Source organism: Nonomuraea sp. NPDC004354, from assembly GCF_053602555.1.
Genome location: NZ_JBSGDV010000009.1, coordinates 117042 through 137079 on the forward strand (window position 1 = coordinate 117042; position 20038 = coordinate 137079).

Annotated in this window: 20 protein-coding genes; 19 read left to right on the forward strand and 1 reads right to left on the reverse strand. The window is 67.8% G+C overall.

Going from position 1 to position 20038, the window contains the following annotated elements:
* Positions 1 to 32: 32 nt before the first annotated feature.
* Complete coding sequence (locus ACWENQ_RS24705) at positions 33 to 752, forward strand: demethylmenaquinone methyltransferase (protein ID WP_354907778.1); 720 nt, start codon at positions 33 to 35, stop codon at positions 750 to 752.
* Here ACWENQ_RS24705 and ACWENQ_RS24710 read toward each other — a convergent pair.
* Complete coding sequence (locus tag ACWENQ_RS24710) at positions 734 to 1360, reverse strand: hypothetical protein (protein ID WP_452416346.1); 627 nt, start codon at positions 1358 to 1360, stop codon at positions 734 to 736. The two genes, ACWENQ_RS24705 and ACWENQ_RS24710, sit on opposite strands and share 19 nt — an antisense overlap.
* A gap of 290 nt (positions 1361 to 1650) precedes the next feature.
* Here ACWENQ_RS24710 and ACWENQ_RS24715 point away from each other — a divergent pair, with 290 nt between their 5' ends.
* The 18 genes from ACWENQ_RS24715 (at position 1651) to nuoN (ending at position 20032) form a co-directional block, all read left to right on the forward strand.
* Complete coding sequence (locus tag ACWENQ_RS24715; protein WP_452416348.1) at positions 1651 to 2511, forward strand: DUF5753 domain-containing protein; 861 nt, start codon at positions 1651 to 1653, stop codon at positions 2509 to 2511.
* A gap of 59 nt (positions 2512 to 2570) precedes the next feature.
* Positions 2571 to 2771 carry a DUF397 domain-containing protein gene (locus tag ACWENQ_RS24720; RefSeq protein ID WP_452416350.1) on the forward strand — a complete coding sequence of 67 codons (201 nt, stop codon included), beginning with the start codon at positions 2571 to 2573 and terminating at the stop codon, positions 2769 to 2771.
* 269 nt (positions 2772 to 3040) lie between these two features.
* Positions 3041 to 3268, forward strand: a complete 228-nt coding sequence (locus tag ACWENQ_RS24725; protein ID WP_452416529.1) for a DUF397 domain-containing protein — start codon at positions 3041 to 3043, stop codon at positions 3266 to 3268.
* Positions 3269 to 3549: 281 nt separating this feature from the next.
* Positions 3550 to 4788, forward strand: a complete 1239-nt coding sequence (locus ACWENQ_RS24730; RefSeq protein WP_452416351.1) for a geranylgeranyl reductase family protein — start codon at positions 3550 to 3552, stop codon at positions 4786 to 4788.
* Between the two features lie 76 nt (positions 4789 to 4864).
* On the forward strand, positions 4865 to 5224 hold the full coding sequence (locus ACWENQ_RS24735) for an NADH-quinone oxidoreductase subunit A (RefSeq protein WP_354907769.1): 360 nt from the start codon (positions 4865 to 4867) through the stop codon (positions 5222 to 5224).
* Positions 5225 to 5226: 2 nt separating this feature from the next.
* On the forward strand, positions 5227 to 5778 hold the full coding sequence (locus tag ACWENQ_RS24740; protein ID WP_354907767.1) for a NuoB/complex I 20 kDa subunit family protein: 552 nt from the start codon (positions 5227 to 5229) through the stop codon (positions 5776 to 5778).
* A complete protein-coding gene (locus ACWENQ_RS24745; RefSeq protein WP_354907766.1) occupies positions 5775 to 6449 on the forward strand; it encodes an NADH-quinone oxidoreductase subunit C in 675 nt (224 codons plus the stop codon). Before ACWENQ_RS24740 ends, ACWENQ_RS24745 begins: the two co-directional genes overlap by 4 nt.
* A 46-nt stretch (positions 6450 to 6495) precedes the next feature.
* Positions 6496 to 7821 carry an NADH-quinone oxidoreductase subunit D gene (locus ACWENQ_RS24750; protein ID WP_449915221.1) on the forward strand — a complete coding sequence of 442 codons (1326 nt, stop codon included), beginning with the start codon at positions 6496 to 6498 and terminating at the stop codon, positions 7819 to 7821.
* Positions 7818 to 8474 carry an NADH-quinone oxidoreductase subunit NuoE gene (gene nuoE, locus ACWENQ_RS24755; RefSeq protein WP_354907763.1) on the forward strand — a complete coding sequence of 219 codons (657 nt, stop codon included), beginning with the start codon at positions 7818 to 7820 and terminating at the stop codon, positions 8472 to 8474. Before ACWENQ_RS24750 ends, nuoE begins: the two co-directional genes overlap by 4 nt.
* Entirely contained in the window at positions 8471 to 9760 is a 1290-nt protein-coding gene (gene nuoF / locus ACWENQ_RS24760) for an NADH-quinone oxidoreductase subunit NuoF (RefSeq protein ID WP_452416353.1), read from the forward strand. The genes nuoE and nuoF overlap by 4 nt, the downstream gene beginning before the upstream one ends.
* Positions 9757 to 12129 (forward strand): NADH-quinone oxidoreductase subunit G, encoded by a 2373-nt coding sequence (locus ACWENQ_RS24765; protein ID WP_452416355.1) that lies wholly within the window; start codon positions 9757 to 9759, stop codon positions 12127 to 12129. The genes nuoF and ACWENQ_RS24765 overlap by 4 nt, the downstream gene beginning before the upstream one ends.
* Positions 12126 to 13472 carry an NADH-quinone oxidoreductase subunit NuoH gene (nuoH, locus tag ACWENQ_RS24770; protein WP_449915214.1) on the forward strand — a complete coding sequence of 449 codons (1347 nt, stop codon included), beginning with the start codon at positions 12126 to 12128 and terminating at the stop codon, positions 13470 to 13472. Before ACWENQ_RS24765 ends, nuoH begins: the two co-directional genes overlap by 4 nt.
* Entirely contained in the window at positions 13459 to 13974 is a 516-nt protein-coding gene (nuoI, locus tag ACWENQ_RS24775) for an NADH-quinone oxidoreductase subunit NuoI (protein ID WP_354907757.1), read from the forward strand. Before nuoH ends, nuoI begins: the two co-directional genes overlap by 14 nt.
* Positions 13967 to 14779, forward strand: coding sequence for an NADH-quinone oxidoreductase subunit J (locus ACWENQ_RS24780; RefSeq protein ID WP_449915211.1), 813 nt, complete (start codon positions 13967 to 13969; stop codon positions 14777 to 14779). Before nuoI ends, ACWENQ_RS24780 begins: the two co-directional genes overlap by 8 nt.
* Entirely contained in the window at positions 14776 to 15072 is a 297-nt protein-coding gene (nuoK, locus tag ACWENQ_RS24785) for an NADH-quinone oxidoreductase subunit NuoK (protein WP_183652029.1), read from the forward strand. Before ACWENQ_RS24780 ends, nuoK begins: the two co-directional genes overlap by 4 nt.
* 66 nt (positions 15073 to 15138) lie before the next feature.
* Complete coding sequence (nuoL, locus tag ACWENQ_RS24790) at positions 15139 to 16965, forward strand: NADH-quinone oxidoreductase subunit L (RefSeq protein WP_452416531.1); 1827 nt, start codon at positions 15139 to 15141, stop codon at positions 16963 to 16965.
* A 20-nt stretch (positions 16966 to 16985) separates the two neighbouring features.
* Complete coding sequence (locus ACWENQ_RS24795; RefSeq protein ID WP_452416356.1) at positions 16986 to 18482, forward strand: NADH-quinone oxidoreductase subunit M; 1497 nt, start codon at positions 16986 to 16988, stop codon at positions 18480 to 18482.
* The gene (gene nuoN / locus ACWENQ_RS24800) at positions 18479 to 20032 is read left to right on the forward strand and encodes an NADH-quinone oxidoreductase subunit NuoN (RefSeq protein ID WP_354907752.1); all 1554 of its coding nucleotides are present in this window, start codon (positions 18479 to 18481) and stop codon (positions 20030 to 20032) included. Before ACWENQ_RS24795 ends, nuoN begins: the two co-directional genes overlap by 4 nt.
* The last annotated feature ends 6 nt before the right edge of the window (positions 20033 to 20038 follow it).

Consider the following 20038-nt stretch of genomic DNA (forward strand, 5'->3'; position numbering starts at 1 on the left):
TTTATCGTCGCTCAAGCCCTAGGCTTGACCCCATGACCCGCGCTCAGTTGGACAAGCAGCCGCATGAGGTCGCCGCGATGTTCGATCGCACGGCCAGGCGATACGACCTCGTCAACGACGTCATCTCGCTCGGCCAGGTGCGAGCGTGGCGCAAGGCCGTCGCCCAGGCCGTCGACGCGGGCCCCGGTGAGATCGTCCTCGACCTCGGAGCCGGTACGGGCACCTCCACCGACGCCTTCACCACGCTCGGCGCCCGCGCCATCGCCTCCGACTTCTCCCTCGGCATGCTCTCCACCGGTGTCCGGCGCCGGGGCGGCAACGCGCTCACCGGCGAGGGCGTGCCGTTCATCGCGGGCGACGCGCTGAACCTGCCGTTCGCCGACGACGTCTTCGACGCGGTGACGATCTCGGTGGCGCTGCGCAACGTGCACAACACCGAACAGGCGCTGCGCGAGATGCTCCGCGTCACCAAGCCGGGCGGCCGGCTGGTGATCCTCGAGTTCTCCCACGTGACGGTCAAGTCGTTCGACGTGGTCTACCGCGAGTACCTGATGAAGCTCCTGCCCAAGGTGGCCAGGGTCTTCGGCTCGAACGACGACTCCTACGACTACCTCGCCGAGTCGATCAGGGACTGGCACGACCAGCCGGCTCTGGCCACGATCATCCAGCGGGCCGGCTGGGAGCGGGTCGCCTGGCGCAACCTCAACCTCGGCATCGTCGCCATGCACCGGGGTCACAAGCCCCAGGGCTGAACCACTTCCATGGTCACCAGGCCGCCGTTGGCCGGGTGCCGGTAGAAGACGATGGCCTGGGCCAGGCAGGCGGTCCTGATCTCGGCCGCGTAGTCCTCCAGCAACTCGAGGCTGAGCCCCGAGCGCAGGCCGAGGAGGAGCAGGACGCTCGCACCTTCCACGCTCATCCTGAGCACGAGCGGCAGCCGGCCGCTGTCCGTGCGCATGGACGTCCTCCTGGCCAGGCCCTGGAAGCGGTGCCGCACGGTCACCGCCACCACCTGCCCCATGATCTGCCGCCTGGCGGCGGGCGTTCCCATGCAGGCGAGCGCCACGCCGACCACGGCCATCCCCGCCGTGGTGGCGTCCGTCCACGCCGCCACCTGCGCGGTGACCAGGAAGAACAGGCTGGCCGACGTCGCCTCCGTCCGCCATCTGAACACCGCTCCGAGGCGGGCGGGCAGGTCGCGCGCCTGCGGGATGTACGGATGGCCGCGCGGGTGTCCTCCGCGTTCAGCCAGCCGGTCGTCGTTCTCCGTCGTGCCGGCGTCGGCCCGTCCGACGTTCGCTGAGCTCCAGAGGAGGAAGCTCCCCTTGCGCGATCCACGCCTGGGGGTGACTCTGGTCATGTCTCACGGCTCCGATGTCCTGTCGTGGGTACGCGGTGCTGGGGGACTTCAGGGCGGGTGGTGGCGGGACCCATCCGCCCGCGTCTGCTGCGCGGACATCCGGCTGGATCGTTCCCGGGGAGGGGCGCGCTTCTTCACGTCTGCTCACCGCTTCTCGTACTAGGATGAGGTTTTCCCTCCGGGAAGTGTCGTGCAATTCCCGCTGGGATTATTGGAGAGATGCCCGCGTCTGAAGGGGTTCAACCCTTGGGCGGTGGGTAATACTTCGACACGCTTGTGAGGAGAGCTGAGTGGCGCGGGAGCCGAGCCCCACCGTCAGCCGACGCCGTCTCGCCGCAGAGCTGCGTCGACTCCGAGAGGATGCCCAGAAGACGGGCACCCAGGTCGCCCAGGTCCTGGACGGATCGTCATCCAAGATCTCCCGCATGGAGAAGGCCCAGGTGGCCGCCCACCGCGACGACGTCGCCAGACTGGCCGACTACTACGAGGTACGGCCGGCCGTCCGTGACGCCCTGCTCGCGCTGGCGGCGGAGGCGGAGGGCAAGGGCTGGTGGGAGGCGCACGGCGAGACGCTGTCGGAGTCCTACACCACCTACATCGGGCTCGAGGCGGGTGCCGAGAAGGCGCTCACCTGGCAGAACCTCGTCTTTCCCGGCCTGTTCCAGACGCCCGACTACGCCAGGGCGGTCATCGGCTTCGGTGACGCGTGGAGCCCGCTGCCACCGACGCAGATCGACCGGCTGGTCAAGGTCCGCACCCGCCGGCAGCACGTGCTGGAGGGGCCGGATCCGCTCCAGCTGTCCGTCCTGCTCGAGGAGTCGGTGCTGATGCGCAGGTTCGGCTCGCCAGAGGTCATGCGCGACCAGCTCAAGCACGTGCTCGAGGTGGCCGAGTTGCCGAACGTCACCATTCGGGTGGTGCCCCTCGAGCGCTCCTCGGTCTTTCACAGTTTCGTGCTGCTGAAGTTCCCGCAGCGTGAAGGGCTGGACGCGCTCCACGACGACTACGTCTATATCGAAAACGCCACTGACGCGATTTTCGAAGAGAACGAGCAGAAGACGTTCGCCTACGAGCGGGTCTTTCACCGCATCTCGGCGGCCGCGCTGTCCGAAGAGGATTCGCTGAAGCTCATCGGGGAGCATGCGCGGTGAATTGGCTCCTCACCGTCGGGGTATGTCCCCTTTGGTCCCCCGACAGTGAGGATATGCCCATGGAGTCAACGACCTCACCAGAGATCGTATGGCGCAAGAGCAGCATCAGCAATCTCAGCGGCGAGTGCGTGGAAGTCGCCATGGTCGGCCAGGCGGTGCTCGTCAGGCACTCCAGGCGGCCGGACGGTGCCGTCCTGGAGTTCAGCCTGGGGGAGTGGAAGGCGTTTCTCGGAGGGGTGAAGCAGGGCGAGTTCGAGTGACGCGGTCGGGGGCGGCGCAACGGTGCGCCCGCACCCGGACGCCCGAACACACCACGCCAGTTAAAGCGGCGTTTGGGGTAGTTCGAGCGGTCTATCCACCATTTTCAGGTGATAGTTCTCTAACGAACTGGCCTCGTTTTGATAACTCTGTGATGTCGCTTACGATCTTGGACTTCAATCCGGAGAAGATTGGCGCGATGTACACGCCCGCGCTCGTGCGATGACGCACTGAGCGCCTTCTTCTTCTTGGATGAGATGTGAACAGTACGGTGTTCGGGACAGGTCTTCCCAGCCTCCCTTCTCATGCCCCGGACACCATCTGGCGCAAAAGCTCGTTCAGCCACGCAAGTGGGGAGTGTGTCGAGTTCGGGCGCTCCGCTGACGGTGGCGTGATGCTGCGCGACTCCAAGGATCCCGCCGGAGCGGTGCTGGCCTTCACGCCCGGTGAGTGGCGAGCCTTCCTGGCCGGGGTGCGCAACGCCGAGTTCGACGTCTGACGCGCTGCCGGTGACCCGGTCAAGGCCCTCTGTCGTTGACGGAGGGCCTTCTGTATGGGTAAGCGCCTACCCGGCTGCCACCTGGATCCGGAAAAGCGCTAGACTGCGTGCCGACAAAGTTTGTGAAGAGCTTCACAAAGGAACGAAGGCCACCACTCAGAGGCCAACCAGCGTGTAGGACAGGACAGGTCCGTGACCGTGCCAGCCGACATCAGGCAAGCGCAGGAGCCAGCCGCGACACCGCGAGGAACGAGCCGGCCAGCGGCGAAGCGGGCGCGACAGTGAACGCCACCGACGCCGACGTCATCGTCGTCGGCGCGGGTCCCGCGGGTTCGGCGACGGCGTTCTATCTCGCCCAGGCCGGGCTCGACGTCCTGCTACTCGAGAAGACGCGCTTCCCCCGCGAGAAGGTCTGCGGCGACGGTCTGACCCCGCGCGCGGTCAAGCAGCTGATGAACATGGGCGTCGACATCGACGCCCCCGGCTGGGTCAGGAACAAGGGCCTGCGCGTCGTGGGTGGCGGCGGCCGTTACGACCTCGACTGGCCGCAGCTCGACAGCTTCCCCGACTTCGGCCTGGTGCGCACCAGGCAGGACTTCGACCAGATCGTCGCGGCCAACGCGGTGAAGGGCGGCGTCCGCCTGATGGAGGGCGTGAACGTCACGGGCCCGATCCTCGACGACCGCAGCGGTCACATCGTCGGCGTCACGACGAAGGACGGCGTCTCCTACCGCAGCCGCGTGGTGGTCGCCGCCGACGGCAACTCCACCCGGCTCGCCCTGGCGATGGGGCTGTACAAGCGGGAAGACCGTCCGATGGGCGTCGCCGTACGGACCTACTTCGAGTCGCCGCGCCACGATGACGACTACCTGGAGATCTGGCTGGAGCTCTGGGACGAGGAGACGCTGCTGCCCGGCTACGGCTGGGTGTTCGGCGTGGGCGACGGCACCTCGAACGTCGGCCTCGGCCTGCTCAACACCAGCGAGGCGTTCAAGAACATCGACTACCGCGACCTGCTCAAGCGCTGGACGCGGAACATGCCCGCCGAGTGGGGCTTCACCGAGGCGAACATGACGACCCCGATCAGGGGGGCGGCGCTGCCGATGGCCTTCAACCGGCAGCCGCACTACACCAGGGGCCTGGTGCTCGTGGGCGACTCGGGCGGGGCGATCAACCCGTTCAACGGCGAGGGCATCGCGTACGCGATGGAGACCGGTGAGATCGCGGCCGAGGTCATCGTCAAGGCGTTGCGCGGCACCACGCCCGCGCAGCAGGAGCGGATCCTGCGCGCCTACCCGAAGGTGCTCAAGGACGCATACGGCGGATATTTCACGCTAGGCAGGTGGTTTGTCGAAGCTATCGGGAAGCCTGGCGTGATGAGCTTCGGCACACGACATGGTCTGCACCATCCCAGGCTGATGCGCTTCGCACTCAAACTCCTTGGTAATCTCACCGACCGGCGAGGCGATGCGTCAGACCGGATCATCAACGCTCTCGCGAAGGTCGCCCCACCAGCATGAACGTTTCATCCGCCCGGCACACACACAGATCAGACTGCGCGCCCGCGCGCGTGGAGATGGGAGAGGAGGCGTAGCGATGGATCTTTACGTGCCCGTCCTGGTGCTCGCCGTTCTCGCGGGAGGGTTCGCGCTCTTCTCGGTCGCGATCGCCCCGTTCACCGGTCCCAAGCGCTGGAACCGCGCCAAGCTTGACGCCTATGAATGCGGCATCGAGCCGACGCCCCAGCCCGTCGGTGGCGGACGCTTCCCGCTGAAATACATGATCACCGCGATGCTCTTCATCGTGTTCGACATCGAGATCATCTTCCTCTACCCGTGGGCCGTGTCGTTCGACATGCTCGGCGTCTTCGGGCTGGTCGAGATGGTGCTGTTCATCGTCACCGTGCTGGTGGCCTACGCCTACGTGTGGCGCCGCAAGGGTCTGGACTGGGACTGAAAATGGGACTTGAAGAGAAACTCCCCAGCGGGTTCATCCTCAGCACGGTCGAGGCGGCCGCCGGATGGGCCAGGAAGAACTCGGTGTGGCCGGCCACGTTCGGTCTCGCCTGTTGCGCGATCGAACTGATGGCAACCGGTGCATCGCACTACGACCTGGCGCGCTTCGGCATGGAGCGCGCTTCGGCGTCTCCCCGGCAGGCCGACCTGATGATCGTCGCGGGCCGCGTGTCGCAGAAGATGGCGCCGGTGCTCCGGCAGATCTACGACCAGATGGCCGAGCCCAAGTGGGTCATCGCCATGGGCGTGTGCGCCTCCAGCGGCGGCATGTTCAACAACTACGCCATCGTGCAGGGCGTCGACCACGTCGTCCCCGTCGACATCTACCTGCCCGGCTGCCCGCCGCGGCCGGAGATGCTCATCGACGCGATCGTGAAGCTGCACGACAAGATCCAGAACATGAAGTTCGGCGCGCACCGCGCCAAGCAGATCGACGAGCTCGAACTGCGGGCGCTCCGTACGCTGCCGCTGATCGACCAGGAGGCCGCCAAGTGAGCGAGAACCTCCCCGAGGTGCCCGCCAACCTGCCCGAGGAGCCGGTGGCTCGCCACGGCATGTTCGGCGCCACCGGCACCGGTGACACCTCCGGCTACGGCGGCCTCGTCGTACGGCGGGCCCCCCGCCTGTCGACCTCCCGCCCCTATGGCGGTTACTTCGACGAGCTCGTCGACAAGCTCGAGTCGGTCGTCGACGACGCCATCGAGCGGGTCGTCGTCGACCGCGGCGAGCTGACCCTCCACGTCAAGCGCGAGAAGCTGGTCGAGGTGTGCCTGCGCCTGCGCGACGAGCCCGAGCTGCGCTTCGAGCTCAGCCTGGGCGTGAGCGGCGTCCACTACCCGCACCTCGTGGGCGAGGAGCTGCACGCGGTCATCCACCTGTGCTCCATCACCCACAACAGGCGTGTCCGCGTCGAGGCGAGCGCGCCGGACTCCGACCCGCACATCCCCTCGACGGTCAGCGTCTACCCGACGCACAACTGGCACGAGCGCGAGACCTACGACTTCTTCGGGATCGTCTTCGACGGCCACCCCGCGCTGACCCGGATCATGATGCCGGACGACTGGGACGGTCACCCGCAGCGGAAGGACTACCCGCTGGGCGGCATCCCCGTCGAGTACCGCGGCGCCGAGATCCCCTCGCCGGACAACAGGAGGTCGTACGCGTGAGCGAGCACAGCGAGCGGAGCGTCGACGAGCGAAGCGAGGACTACGCGTGAGTACTGGTTATGACGAGGCGACCGAGGGCAAGGTCTACTCGGTCAACGGTGCCGACTGGGACGACGTCGTCGGCGCGGTGCGCGACTCCGAAGAGGAGCGCCTGGTCGTCAACATGGGCCCGCAGCACCCGTCCACGCACGGCGTGCTCAGGCTCATCCTGACCCTCGACGGTGAGACGGTCACCGAGGCCCGTACCGGCATCGGCTACCTGCACACCGGCATCGAGAAGAACATGGAGTTCCGGACGTGGACCCAGGGGACCACGTTCGTCACCCGCATGGACTATCTCGCCCCGCTGTTCAACGAGACGGCGTACTGCCTGGCCGTGGAGAAGCTCCTCGGCATCGAGGACCGCATCCCCGAGCGGGCGCAGGCCATCCGCGTGATGATGATGGAGCTCAACCGCATCTCCTCGCACCTGGTCGCGATGGGCACGTTCGGCATGGAGCTGGGCGCGACCACGCCGTTCCTCTTCGGCTACCGCGACCGCGAGATGGTCATGGACCTGTTCGAGTACATCACGGGTCTGCGCATGAACATGGCCTACGTCAGGCCGGGCGGCGTGAGCGTCGACCTGCCCGCGGGCACCGTCGACAAGGTCGGCGAGTTCCTGAAGGAGATGCCCAAGCGCATCAAGGACATCCGCAAGCTGCTCGACGAGAACCCGGTCTACACCCGCCGCACCAAGGACGTGGCCTACCTCGACCTGACGGGCTGCATGGCGCTCGGCGTCACCGGCCCGATGCTCAGGGCCGCCGGCCTGCCGTGGGACCTGCGCAAGTCGCAGCCGTACTGCGGGTACGAGACCTACGAGTTCGAGGTCGCCACCGAGCAGAGCTGCGACGTCTTCGGCCGCTACCTGGTCCGCATGACGGAGATGGAGGAGTCGCTCAAGATCATTGAGCAGGCTCTCGACCGCATCGCGGGACCGCTGAAGAACAAGCCGGTCATGATCGAGGACAAGAAGATCGGCTGGCCGGCCCAGCTGGCGCTCGGCCCCGACGGCTTCGGCAACTCGCCCGACCACATCGCGCACATCATGGGCAGCTCCATGGAGGCGCTGATCCACCACTTCAAGCTGGTCACCGAGGGCTTCAGGGTCCCGGCGGGCCAGGCCTACGCCTCGGTGGAGTCCCCCCGCGGCGAGCTCGGCGCGCACGTGGTCAGCGACGGCGGCACCCGGCCGTACCGCGTCCACTTCCGCGAGCCGTCCTTCACGAACCTGCAGGCCGTACCGGCAACCTGCGAGGGTGGCCAGGTCGCTGACGTGATCGCGGCCGTGGCATCCATCGACCCGGTCATGGGAGGTGTTGACCGGTGAGTTACTCGCCGGAAGTCCGGGAGCGTCTCGAGAGGGACGCCAAGGAGATCATCGGGCGTTATCCGAAGTCGCGCTCGGCGCTGCTGCCGCTGCTCCACCTGGTGCAGTCGGAGGACGGTTACGTCTCCGACGACGGCCAGGAGTTCTGCGCGGAGATGCTCGGCCTGAGCAAGGCCGAGGTCGTGGGTGTGGCGACGTTCTACACGATGTACAAGCGCAAGCCGATGGGCGACTACCACGTCGGCGTGTGCATCAACTCGCTGTGCGCCGTCATGGGCGGCGACCAGATCTGGGAGGAGCTGTCGGAGCACGTCGGCGTCGGCCACGACGAGACGACCGCCGACGGCAAGGTCTCGCTGGAGCGCCTCGAGTGCAACGCGGCCTGCGACTTCGCCCCGGTGATGATGGTCAACTGGGAGTTCTTCGACAACCAGACGCCCGAGTCGGCCAAGCAGCTCGTCGACGACCTGCGCGACGGCAAGAGCGTCTCGCCGACGCGCGGCCCGAAGCGCCTGTGCACCTTCAAGGAGGCCTCGCGGGTGCTCTCCGGGCTGCCCGACGACCTGGCCGGTGACGGCCCGTCGGCGGCCGGCCCCTCGCTGGAGGGCCTGAAGGTCGCCAAGGCCAACGGATGGAAGGCTCCCGAGGCATGAGCACGACACTCACCCCGGTCCTGACCGCCAACTGGGACCAGCCCAACTCCTTCACGCTGCAGGGCTACGGCCCCTACGACGCGGCGAAGAAGGCGCTCGGCATGGACCCCGACGCGGTCATCCAGGCCGTCAAGGACTCCGGTCTGCGCGGCCGCGGCGGCGCAGGCTTCCCCACCGGCATGAAGTGGGGCTTCATCCCGCAGGGCGACGGCAAGCCGCACTACCTCGTCGTCAACGCCGACGAGTCGGAGCCGGGCACCTGCAAGGACATCCCGCTGATGATGGCCAACCCGCACTCGCTGGTCGAGGGCGTCGTCATCACCTCCTACGCCATCCGCGCCAACCACGCCTTCATCTACGTGCGCGGTGAGGTGCTGCACGTGATCCGCAGGCTGCACGCGGCCGTGCGCGAGGCGTACGAGAAGGGCTACCTCGGCAAGGACATCTTCGGCTCGGGCTACGACCTGGAGCTGGTCGTGCACAGCGGCGCCGGCGCCTACATCTGCGGCGAGGAGACGGCACTGCTCGACTCGCTCGAGGGTTACCGGGGTCAACCGCGTCTCAAGCCTCCGTTCCCTGCCGTGGCGGGCCTGTACGCTTCGCCCACTGTTGTGAACAACGTGGAGTCTGTGGCCAGTGTTCCCAGCATCATCGCGAACGGCGCCGACTGGTTCGCCGCGATGGGCACCGAGAAGTCCAAGGGCTTCGGCATCTTCTCGCTGAGCGGCCACGTCACCCGTCCGGGCCAGTACGAGGCGCCGCTCGGCATCACGCTGCGCGAGCTGCTCGACATGGCGGGCGGCATCCGCGAGGGGCACCAGATCAAGTTCTGGACCCCGGGCGGCTCCTCCACGCCGATCTTCACCGACGAGCACCTCGACGTCCCCCTCGACTTCGAGGCGGTCGGTGCCAAGGGCTCGATGCTCGGCACCCGCGCGCTGCAGATCTTCGACGAGACCACCTGCGTGGTCCGCACCGTGCTGCGCTGGACCGAGTTCTACGCCCACGAGTCGTGCGGCAAGTGCACGCCGTGCCGCGAGGGCACCTACTGGCTCAAGCAGGTGCTCAGGCGTCTGGAGGCCGGCCAGGGCACCGAGGACGACCTCGCGCTGATCACCGACATCGCCGACAACATCCTGGGCCGTTCCTTCTGCGCCCTGGGCGACGGCGCGACCAGCCCGATCCACTCGTCGGTGAAGTACTTCCGCGACGAGTACCTCAAGCACTTCGAGGTCGGCGGCTGCCCGTTCGACCACAAGAAGTCCACCGTGTGGGGTGACAAGTGACCACTACCGCAGTCGAGACCTCAGTCGTCACCCTCACGATCGACGGCTTCCAGGTCACCGTGCCCAAGGGCACGCTCATCATCAGGGCCGCCGAACTGCTGGGCATCCAGATCCCCAGGTTCTGCGACCACCCGCTGCTCGACCCGGCGGCCAACTGCCGCCAGTGCCTGGTCGACATCCCCGACGCGGGCAACGGCCGCGGCTTCCCCAAGCCGCAGCCGTCGTGCGCGATCGAGGTCGCCGAGGGCATGGTCGTGCAGACCCAGCTCACCTCGCCGGTCGCCGAGAAGGCGCAGCGCGGCGCGATGGAGCTGCTGCTCATGAACCACCCGCTGGACTGCCCGGTCTGCGACAAGGGCGGCGAGTGCCCCCTGCAGAACCAGGCGATGTCCAACGGCCAGGGCGAGTCGCGCTTCCACGAGCACAAGCGCACCTTCCCCAAGCCGCTGCCGCTGTCGGCGCAGGTGCTGCTCGACAGGGAGCGCTGTGTGCAGTGCAAGCGCTGCATCCGCTTCTCCGACGAGATCGCGGGCGACCCGCTCATCGAGTTCTTCGAGCGTGGCGCCAAGGAGCAGGTGGGCGTCGCCGACGGCAAGCCGTTCGACTCCTACTTCTCCGGCAACACCATCCAGATCTGCCCGGTCGGCGCGCTGACCAGCGGTGCCTACCGCTTCCGCGCCAGGCCGTTCGACCTGGTCTCCTCGCCGAGCGCCTGCGAGCACTGCGCCTCCGGGTGCGCGCTGCGCACCGACCACCGCCGCGGCAAGGTCACCCGCCGTCTGGCCGGCCTGGACATGCAGGTCAACGAGGAGTGGAACTGCGACAAGGGCCGCTTCGCCTTCACCTACGCGACGCAGCCCGACCGGCTCAGGACCCCGCTGGTCCGTAACGAGGAGGGCCTGCTGGTTCCCGCCTCGTGGCCGGAGGCCCTCGCGGTGGCCGCCGCGGGTCTGGCCAAGGCGCGCGGCAAGGCGGGCGTGCTGGTCGGCGGTCGCGTGACCGTCGAGGACGCCTACGCCTACGCCAAGTTCGCCCGCGTCGCGCTCGGCACCAACGACGTCGACTTCCGGGCCAGGCCGCACAGCGCGGAGGAGGCGCAGTTCCTCGCGCACGCGGTCGCCGGCAAGGGCATCGAGATCTCCTACACCGACCTGGAGCAGGCGCCCGCCGTCCTGCTGGTCGGGTTCGAGCCCGACGAGGAGTCGCCGATCGTCTTCCTGCGCCTGCGCAAGGCCTGGCGCAAGAAGGGCCTGAAGGTCACCTCGATCGCGCCGTTCGCGACCGAGGGCCTGGCCAAGATGGGCGGCACGCTCATCAGGACGCTGCCGGGCGGCGAGGCCGACGCGCTCGACGAGCTCGGCTCCGTGGCCGAGGGCACGATCATCCTGGCCGGCGAGCGGCTGGCCACCGTCCCCGGCGCGCTGTCGGCCCTGGTACGGCTCAGCGCCGCCTCCGGCGCCAGGCTGGCCTGGATCCCGCGCAGGGCCGGCGAGCGCGGCGCCATCGAGGCGGGCGCGCTGCCGAACCTGCTCCCGATCGGCCGCCCGGTCGAGGACGAGAGCGCCAGGGCCGAGGTGGCCAGGGCGTGGAACGTCACCTCCCTCCCCGCCACGCCGGGCCGCGGCACCGACGCGATCCTGGCCGCCGCGCTGAACGAGGAGGTCGACGCGCTGCTCGTCGCCGGCGTCGACCCGCGCGACCTGGCCGACGCCGAGGCGGCGCTGGCCGCCCTGGAGAACACGCCGTTCATCGTCAGCCTCGAGGTGCGCGCCAGCGCGGTCACCGACCGGGCCGACGTGGTCCTGCCGGTCGCCGCCGTCGCCGAGAAGGCCGGCACGTTCGTGAACTGGGAGGGCCGCGGCCGCTCGTTCGAGCGGGCGCTGAAGGTCCCCGGCATCATGAGCGACCTCAACGTGCTGTCGGCCATCGCCGACCACATGGACGTGCACCTGGGCCTGCCCGACGCCGCCGCCGCCCGCAAGGAGCTCAGCGGCCTCGGCGCCTGGCGCGGCACCAGGGTCGGCGCGCCGAACGCCGCCGCGACGGCCCAGCAGGCGCCCCAGGCGGGCGAGGCCGTGCTGGCCACCTGGCACCAGCTGCTCGACGCCGGCCGCCTCCAGGACGGCGAGCCGTACCTGGCGGGCACCGCCCGCCCGGTCGAGGCGCTGCTCTCGGAGAGCACCGCGGCCGAGATCGGCGTGGCCGACGGCGGCAAGATCGTAGTGGGTGAGACGGTGTCCCTGCCGGTGCGCGTCGTGGACCTGCCCGACCGGGTGGTCTGGGTGCCGACGAACTCCCCGGGCTGCTCGGTCAGGCGCGACCTGGGCGCGCTGGCCGGCGACATCGTCAAGATCGGGAGCGCCTCATGAGCGTGACAGTCCTCGCGACGGATCCGACCCTCGCCGACTTCGGCAAGGATCCGCTCTGGATCACCATCATCAAGGCGGTCGGCGTCTTCGCCTTCCTGATGGTGGGCATCCTGTTCGGCGTCTGGTACGAGCGCAAGCTGATCTCCCGCATGCAGAACCGCTACGGCCCCAACCGGGCCGGCAAGTTCGGTCTGCTCCAGTCGGTCGCCGACGGCGTGAAGATGGGCCTGAAGGAAGACATCTTCCCCAACACGGTGGACAAGGTGCTCTACCTGCTGGCTCCGGTCATCATGGTGGTCCCGGCCTTCCTGGCCTTCTCCATCGTGCCGTTCGGGCCGATCGTGAACATGTTCGGCGTCCAGACGCCGCTGCAGCTGGTCGACCTGCCGGTCGCGGTGCTGTTCATGCTGGCGATGGGCGCGGTGTCGGTCTACGGCGTGGTGCTGGCGGGCTGGTCGTCCCGCTCGCCGTACGCGCTGCTCGGTGGTCTGCGGTCGGCGGCCCAGGTGGTCTCCTACGAGATCGCGATGGGCCTGTCGTTCGTGGCGGTGTTCCTGTTCGCCGGCACGCTGTCGACCTCGGAGATCGTCGCGGCGCAGGCGTCGGGCGGCACGCTGCAGCTGTTCGGGCTCGAGATCCCGATGCCCTCGTGGTACGTGATCCTGCTGCTGCCCTCCTTCCTCATCTACGTGGTGTGCGCCTTCGGTGAGGCCGCGCGTATCCCGTTCGACCTGCCCGAGGGCGAGGGCGAGCTGGTGGGCGGCTTCCAGACCGAGTACTCCTCGTCGCTGAAGTTCGCCCTGATCATGATGGGCGAGTACCTGCACACCTTCACCGCCTCGGCGATGGCGATCACGCTGTTCCTCGGCGGATGGCGGGCGCCGTGGCCGATCTCGCTCTGGGACGACGCGAACACCGGCTACTGGCCGTTCCTGTGGTTCTTCATCAAGTTCGTCCTGGTCTTCTCGTTCGTCGTGTGGGTCCGCGCCTCGCTGCCCCGCGTCCGTTACGACCAGCTGATGGCGCTGGGCTGGAAGGTGCTGATCCCGCTCAACCTGGCGTGGATCATGCTCGTGGCCACCGTCAAGCTGCTCAGGACCCCCGGCGTCGACCTGACCTTCGTGTACGTCATCGGGGCGATCGTGGTCGTCGGAGCCTTCGCCATCTGGTTCCGCTTCGACACCGTGAACCAGCGCCGCAAGGAGGCGGAGAAGGCCAAGGTGGCGGCTGAGTTCGAGCAGCTCGCCAACGAGCCGACCGCCGGCGGCTTCCCTGTGCCGCCGCTTGACCTGCCGCACTACCACGGGGTGGGGCGCAAGGAGGTTCCCAGTGGGAGCAACTGATTGGCTGAACCCCGTGAAGGGGTTCGGCGTGACCTTTCACACGATGTTCAAGAAGCCGGTCACGACGAACTACCCGGAGGTGAAGAAGCCGACGGCTCCTCGCTTCCACGGTCGTCACCAGCTGAACCGCTGGCCCGACGGGCTGGAGAAGTGCGTCGGCTGCGAGCTGTGCGCCTGGGCGTGTCCCGCCGACGCGATCTACGTCGAGGGCGGCGACAACACCGAGGAGGAGCGCTACTCGCCGGGTGAGCGTTACGGGCGCACCTACCAGATCAACTATCTGCGGTGCATCCTGTGCGGCCTGTGCATCGAGGCGTGCCCGACCAGGGCGCTGACGATGACCAACGAGTACGAGCTCGCCGACTCCGACCGGGAGAGCCTCATCTACACCAAGGAGATGCTGCTCGCTCCGCTCACCGCGGGCATGGAGCAGCCTCCGCACCCCATGCGGCTCGGCGAGACCGAAGAGGACTACTACCGCTTGGGGCGCGAGAATGGGTGAGACCATCACGTTCTGGGTGCTGGCCGTCGTCTCCGTCGGCGCCGCGCTCGGAATGATCTTCAGCCGCAAGGCGGTCTACTCGGCGCTCCTGCTGGGCGGTGTGATGCTCTGCCTCGCGGTGCTCTACGCCGTGCAGGAGGCGCCCTTCCTGGCCGCGGTGCAGATCATCGTCTACACCGGCGCGATCATGATGCTCTTCCTGTTCGTGCTCATGCTGGTGGGCGTCGACTCGGCCGACTCCCTGGTGGAGACGCTCAAGGGACAGCGCTTCTGGGCGGGCGTCGCCGGTGTCGGCTTCGCCGTCCTGGTGATCCTCGCGATCGGGAACGCGCTGTTCGTCCCCGAGCCCGCGGGTCTGGCCGCCGCCACGGAGCAGGCGGGCGGCAACGTACCGGCGCTGGCCAGGCTGGTGTTCACCCGCCACGTCTTCGCCTTCGAGATCACCTCCGCGCTGCTCATCACCGCCGCGCTCGGCGCGATGGTGCTGGCGCACCGCGAGAGGGCCGAGCCGAAGCCGTCGCAGAAGGACCTGGCGCGCGCCAGGTTCGCCACCGGCGACCCGTCGCCGCTGCCCGCGCCCGGCACCTACGCCAGGAACAACGCCATCGACATGCCCGCGCTGCTGCCCGACGGCTCGGTCGCCGAACTGTCGGTCAACCGGCACATCGCGCGCTGGGACGTCGAGCACGACCATCTGCCCGACGACCCCAAGCTCGCCCAGGCCATCAAGCACGCGGTCGAGGAGGAACCCGTGACAGAGGATTCTGCGACGGACTCCGAGCACCTGGGTGAGGTGACCAAGTGACCACCGAGTACCTGGTCCTCTCCGCACTGCTCTTCGCGATCGGCGCGCTCGGCGTGCTGATCAGGCGCAACGCGATCGTGGTCTTCATGTGCGTCGAGCTCATGCTCAACGCCTGCAACCTCGCGTTCGTCACCTTCGCCCGCATGCACGGCAACCTGGACGGCCAGATCATCGCCTTCTTCGTGATGGTCGTGGCCGCGGCCGAGGTCGTGATCGGTCTGGCGATCATCGTGACGATCTTCCGAACCCGCAGGTCGGCGTCCGTGGACGATGCCAACCTGCTGAAGTACTAAGAGGTGACAGTGGAACCGGCAGAGATCATCCCGCACTCCGGTGGAGTGATCGGGGCCTCATGGCTGATGATCGCACTGCCCCTCTTGGGCGCGGCGATCCTGTTGCTCGGCGGCCGCCGTACCAACGCCTGGGGGCACTACCTGGGCGTCCTGATGTCGCTCGGTTCGTTCGTCGTCGCGGTGCTCGCCTTCATGGAGCTCGATGGTGGTCGTTACAGCGTCCACCTGTACGACTTCATTCCCGGAATGGCGGACATCAGCCTGCTGATCGACCCGCTGTCGATCAGTTTCTGTCTGCTGATCACGGGTGTGGGTTCGCTGATCCACATCTACTCGATCGGCTACATGTCGCACGATCCCGACCGGCGCAGGTTCTTCTCCTACCTGAACCTGTTCGTCGCGGCGATGCTGCTGCTGGTGCTGTCGGCCAACTACGTCGGCCTGTTCATCGGCTGGGAGGGCGTCGGTCTCGCCTCCTACCTGCTGATCGGCTTCTGGCAGTTCAAGCCGACGGCGGCGGTCGCGGCCAAGAAGGCGTTCATCGTCAACCGCGTCGGTGACTTCGGCCTGCTGATCGCGATGTTCACGATGTGGACGACGTTCGGCTCGCTGACCTTCAGCGACATCTCCGCCAAGGTCGGCCAGGCCTCGGAGGGCACGCTCACCGCCATCGGCCTGCTGCTCCTGCTCGGCGCCTGCGGCAAGTCGGCCCAGCTGCCGCTGCAGTCCTGGCTTCTCGACGCGATGGAGGGCCCGACCCCGGTCTCGGCCCTCATCCACGCCGCGACCATGGTCACCGCCGGCGTCTACCTGGTGGTCCGCTCCGGCTTCGTCTTCGAGGCCGCGCCCACCGCGCAGCTGGTCGTCACCATCGTCGGCGTGGCCACGCTGCTGGCCGGTGCCATCATCGGTTGCGCGAAGGACGACATCAAGAAGGGCCTGGCCGGTTCGACGATGTCGCAGATCGGCTACATGATGCTCGGCGCGGGCCTCGGCCCGGCCGGCTACGCCTTCGCGATCGGCCACCTGATCACGCACGGCTTCTTCAAGGCCGACCTGTTCCTCGGCGCCGGATCGGTCATGCACGGCATGAACGACGAGGTCGACATGAGGAAGTACGGCGGCCTGCGCAAGTACATGCCGCTGACCTTCGCGACGTTCTTCGTCGGCTACCTGGCGATCATCGGTTTCCCGCTGCTGTCCGGCTACTTCACCAAGGACGGCATCATCGAGACCGCGATGGAGCACAACCAGATCCTCGGCTGGCTGGCCGTGATCGGCGCCGGCATCACCGGCTTCTACATGTCGCGGATGGTCTTCATGACCTTCTTCGGCGAGAAGCGCTGGGCCGACGACGCGCACCCGCACGAGTCGCCCAAGGTCATGACGATCCCGCTGGTCATCCTGTCGATCGGCTCGATCTTCCTCGGTGGCTACCTGGTGCTGAGCAACCGGCTGATGCTCTTCCTCGCCCCGGCCGTCGGCCGTCCGGAGGAGCTGCCCACCTTCCACTGGAACAGCGTCGCGGGTCTCGCCACGCTCGCCCTGGTGGCGGTCGGCGCCGGGTTCGCCTGGATGAAGTACGGCAAGGCGCCGGTCCCCGAGACGGCCCCGCGCGGCTCGTTCCTCACCACCTTCGCCAGGCGTGACCTCTACGGCGACGCACTCAACGAGACACTGCTCATGCGTCCGGGACAGTGGCTCACCCGCATCGCGGTGTTCTTCGACAACCGCGGCATCGACGGCCTGGTCAACGGGCTGGCGGCGGCCGTCGGCGGCACCTCCGGCCGGATGCGCCGGCTCCAGACGGGCTTCGCGCGGACGTACGCGCTGTCCATCCTCTTCGGCGCCGCGGTCCTGGCCGGCGCTCTGCTCCTTGTAGGGAACCTGTGATGCCCTGGCTTACGATCCTGATGGCAGTGCCCGTGGTGGGCGCTGTCCTGGTGGCCCTCACGCCGAAGGGCAGCGGCAAGCTGGCCAAGCAGCTCGCGCTGGCCGTCTCCGTCGTCGTGCTGGGGCTCACCATCGCGATGGCGGCGCAGTTCAGCCCGAAGGGCCCGCGCTTCCAGTTCGTCGAGACCTACGACTGGATCCCGCGCTTCGGCGTGCACTACGGCGTCGGTGTCGACGGCATCGCGCTGGTGCTGATCGCGCTGTCGGCGGTGCTGGTGCCGATCGTGGTGTTGGCCTCCTGGAACGACGCCGACGCCCCGCACGCCAAGTACTCGGTGAAGACGTACTTCGCGCTCCTGCTGGTGCTCGAGGCCATGATGATCGGCGTCTTCGCGGCGACCGACATCTTCCTGTTCTACGTCTTCTTCGAAGCCATGCTGATCCCGATGTACTTCATGATCGGGTCGTACGGCGGCGCGCAGCGGTCCTACGCGGCCGTCAAGTTCCTGCTCTACTCGCTGTTCGGCGGCCTGCTCATGCTGGTCGCGGTCATCGGCCTCTACGTCATCGCGGGCAAGAACACCTTCCTGTTCCCCGAGCTGATCGGGGCCATCCAGGACCCGACCACGCAGAAGTGGCTGTTCGCCGGCTTCTTCTTCGCCTTCGCGGTGAAGGCGCCGCTGTGGCCGTTCCACACGTGGCTGCCCGACGCGGCGGCGCAGGCTCCGGCCGGCGCGGCGGTGCTCCTGGTCGGCGTCCTGGACAAGGTCGGCACGTACGGCATGCTCCGCTTCTGCCTGGAGCTGTTCCCGGACGCGTCGAAGTTCTTCACCCCGCTGGTGATCGTGCTGTCGGTGGTCGGCATCATCTACGGCGCCATCGTGGCCATCGGCCAGACGAACATGAAGCGCCTGATCGCCTACACCTCGATCTCGCACTTCGGCTTCATCGCCCTCGGCGTGTTCGCGATGACGGCGAACGCGGGCGCCGGCGCCACGCTCTACATGGTCAACCACGGCTTCTCGACCGGCGCGCTGTTCCTGATCGCCGGGTTCCTCATCGCGCGGCGGGGCTCGCCGTACATCGAGGACTACGGCGGCGTGCAGAAGGTCACGCCGAAGCTGGCCGGCGTGTTCCTGATCGCGGGCCTGTCCGGTCTGTCGCTGCCCGGCCTGTCGTCCTTCGTCAGCGAGTTCATGGTGCTGATCGGCACCTACGAGCGCTACCTGGTCCCCGCGATCATCTCGGCGACCGGCGTCATCCTGGCGGCCATCTACATCCTGTGGATGTACCAGCGGGTCGCGGGCGGGCCGACGGCCGAGCCGGTCAAGGAGTTCAAGGACCTCAACGGCCGCGAGCTGTGGGTGGTCGCCCCGCTGATCGCTCTGATCATCGGACTGGGCTTCTTCCCCAAGCCGCTGCTTGACGTGATCAACCCGGCGGTGGACCACACCCTGTCCAACGTCCAGGTGGAGAAGTTCACCCCGGCGATTGCCGAGAAGGGGGCCGGACAGTGAACGGCACCATCCAAGCGCCGACGATCGAGTACGGCCTGCTGGCGCCGATGCTGGTGATCTTCGGCGCGGCGGTCATCGGCGTGCTGGTGGAGGCGTTCGCGCCTCGCTACCTGCGCAAGTCGATCCAAGTGCCGGTGACGCTGCTCAGCATGGCCGGGGCCTTCGTCCTGGTCGTCTTCCAGGTGATGAGCGGACTGCCGACCGCGCCCGCGGCCATGGGCGCCGTCGCGGTCGACGGTCCCGCCCTGTTCTTCTGGGGCGTCATCCTCGTCCTGGCCTTCGTCAGCACGCTGCTGGTGCTCGACGACGACACCTTCGTGGCCTCGGCCGCCGCCGTACCTGGTAGCGCGGCCGAGGAGGAGGCGGAGATCACCGGTGGCGCGCACACCGAGATCTACCCGCTGATCCTGTTCGCGGTGGGCGGCATGCTGCTGTTCTCGTCCGCGAACGACCTGCTGGTGATGTTCGTCGGCCTCGAGGTCATGTCGCTGCCGCTGTACCTGCTGTGTGGCCTGGCGCGCCGTCGCCGCCTGCTGTCGCAGGAGGCGTCGATGAAGTACTTCCTGCTCGGCGCGTTCTCCTCGGCCTTCTTCCTGTACGGCATGGCCTTCGTGTACGGCTTCGCCGGCTCGGTCGACCTGGTCAAGATCAGCGAGGCGCTCGGCAAGGTGGGCGGCCTGGACACGGTGCTCCTCATCGGTCTGGCGCTTCTCGGCGTCGGCCTGATGTTCAAGATCGGCGCCGCGCCCTTCCAGGCGTGGAAGCCTGACGTCTACCAGGGCGCCCCGACCCCCGTCACCGCGCTCATGGCCTCCGGCACGCTCGTCGCGGCCTTCGGCGCGGTCCTGAGGGTCTTCTGGGTGGCTCTGGGCAACCTCGACTGGGACTGGCGTCCGGTCCTGTGGGGTGTGGCCATTCTCACGATGATCGTCGGCGCGATCCTCGCGATCACCCAGACGGACATCAAGCGCATGCTGGCCTACTCCTCGATCGCGCACGCGGGCTTCCTGCTCATCGGTGTGATCGCGACCAGCACGCAGGCGCAGGGCAACGCCGACACCCTGTCGGCGATCATGTTCTACCTGCTCGTCTACGGCATCACGACGGTCGGCGCGTTCGCCGTCGTCACGATGGTGCGCGACGCGGGCGGCGAGGCCAACCACCTGTCGCGCTGGGCGGGTCTGGGCAAGCGGTCGCCGATGCTGGCGGGCGTGTTCGCGTTCTTCCTGCTGGCCTTCGCCGGCATCCCGCTCACCAGCGGGTTCTTCGGTAAGTACGCGGTCTTCGCCGCCGCGGTGGCCAACGGCGCGACGCCGCTGGTCATCGTCGGTGTGGTCACCTCCGCGATCGCCGCGTTCTTCTACGTCCGCGTGATCGTGCTGATGTTCTTCAGCGAGCCCGCCGCCGACGGCCCGACCATCGCGGTGCCCTCTGCGGCCACCGCGGCTGTTATCACTCTCGCGGCAGCGGTTACGGTAGTGCTGGGGGTTTTCCCGCAGCCTGTCCTGGATCTCGCTGACAAGGCTGCATCTGCCTTGTTCATCCGCTAAGGGGAA

What these genes read in the sequence shown, in the direction of transcription:
- ACWENQ_RS24705 (WP_354907778.1), top strand. Translation starts at nt 33, where the DNA reads ATGACCCGCGCTCAGTTGGACAAGCAGCCGCATGAGGTCGCCGCGATG.
- ACWENQ_RS24710 (WP_452416346.1), bottom strand. Translation starts at nt 1,360, where the DNA reads ATGACCAGAGTCACCCCCAGGCGTGGATCGCGCAAGGGGAGCTTCCTC.
- ACWENQ_RS24720 (WP_452416350.1), top strand. Translation starts at nt 2,571, where the DNA reads ATGGAGTCAACGACCTCACCAGAGATCGTATGGCGCAAGAGCAGCATC.
- ACWENQ_RS24735 (WP_354907769.1), top strand. Translation starts at nt 4,865, where the DNA reads ATGGATCTTTACGTGCCCGTCCTGGTGCTCGCCGTTCTCGCGGGAGGG.
- ACWENQ_RS24740 (WP_354907767.1), top strand. Translation starts at nt 5,227, where the DNA reads ATGGGACTTGAAGAGAAACTCCCCAGCGGGTTCATCCTCAGCACGGTC.
- nuoF (WP_452416353.1), top strand. Translation starts at nt 8,471, where the DNA reads ATGAGCACGACACTCACCCCGGTCCTGACCGCCAACTGGGACCAGCCC.
- nuoH (WP_449915214.1), top strand. Translation starts at nt 12,126, where the DNA reads ATGAGCGTGACAGTCCTCGCGACGGATCCGACCCTCGCCGACTTCGGC.
- ACWENQ_RS24780 (WP_449915211.1), top strand. Translation starts at nt 13,967, where the DNA reads ATGGGTGAGACCATCACGTTCTGGGTGCTGGCCGTCGTCTCCGTCGGC.
- nuoL (WP_452416531.1), top strand. Translation starts at nt 15,139, where the DNA reads ATGATCGCACTGCCCCTCTTGGGCGCGGCGATCCTGTTGCTCGGCGGC.
- ACWENQ_RS24795 (WP_452416356.1), top strand. Translation starts at nt 16,986, where the DNA reads ATGGCAGTGCCCGTGGTGGGCGCTGTCCTGGTGGCCCTCACGCCGAAG.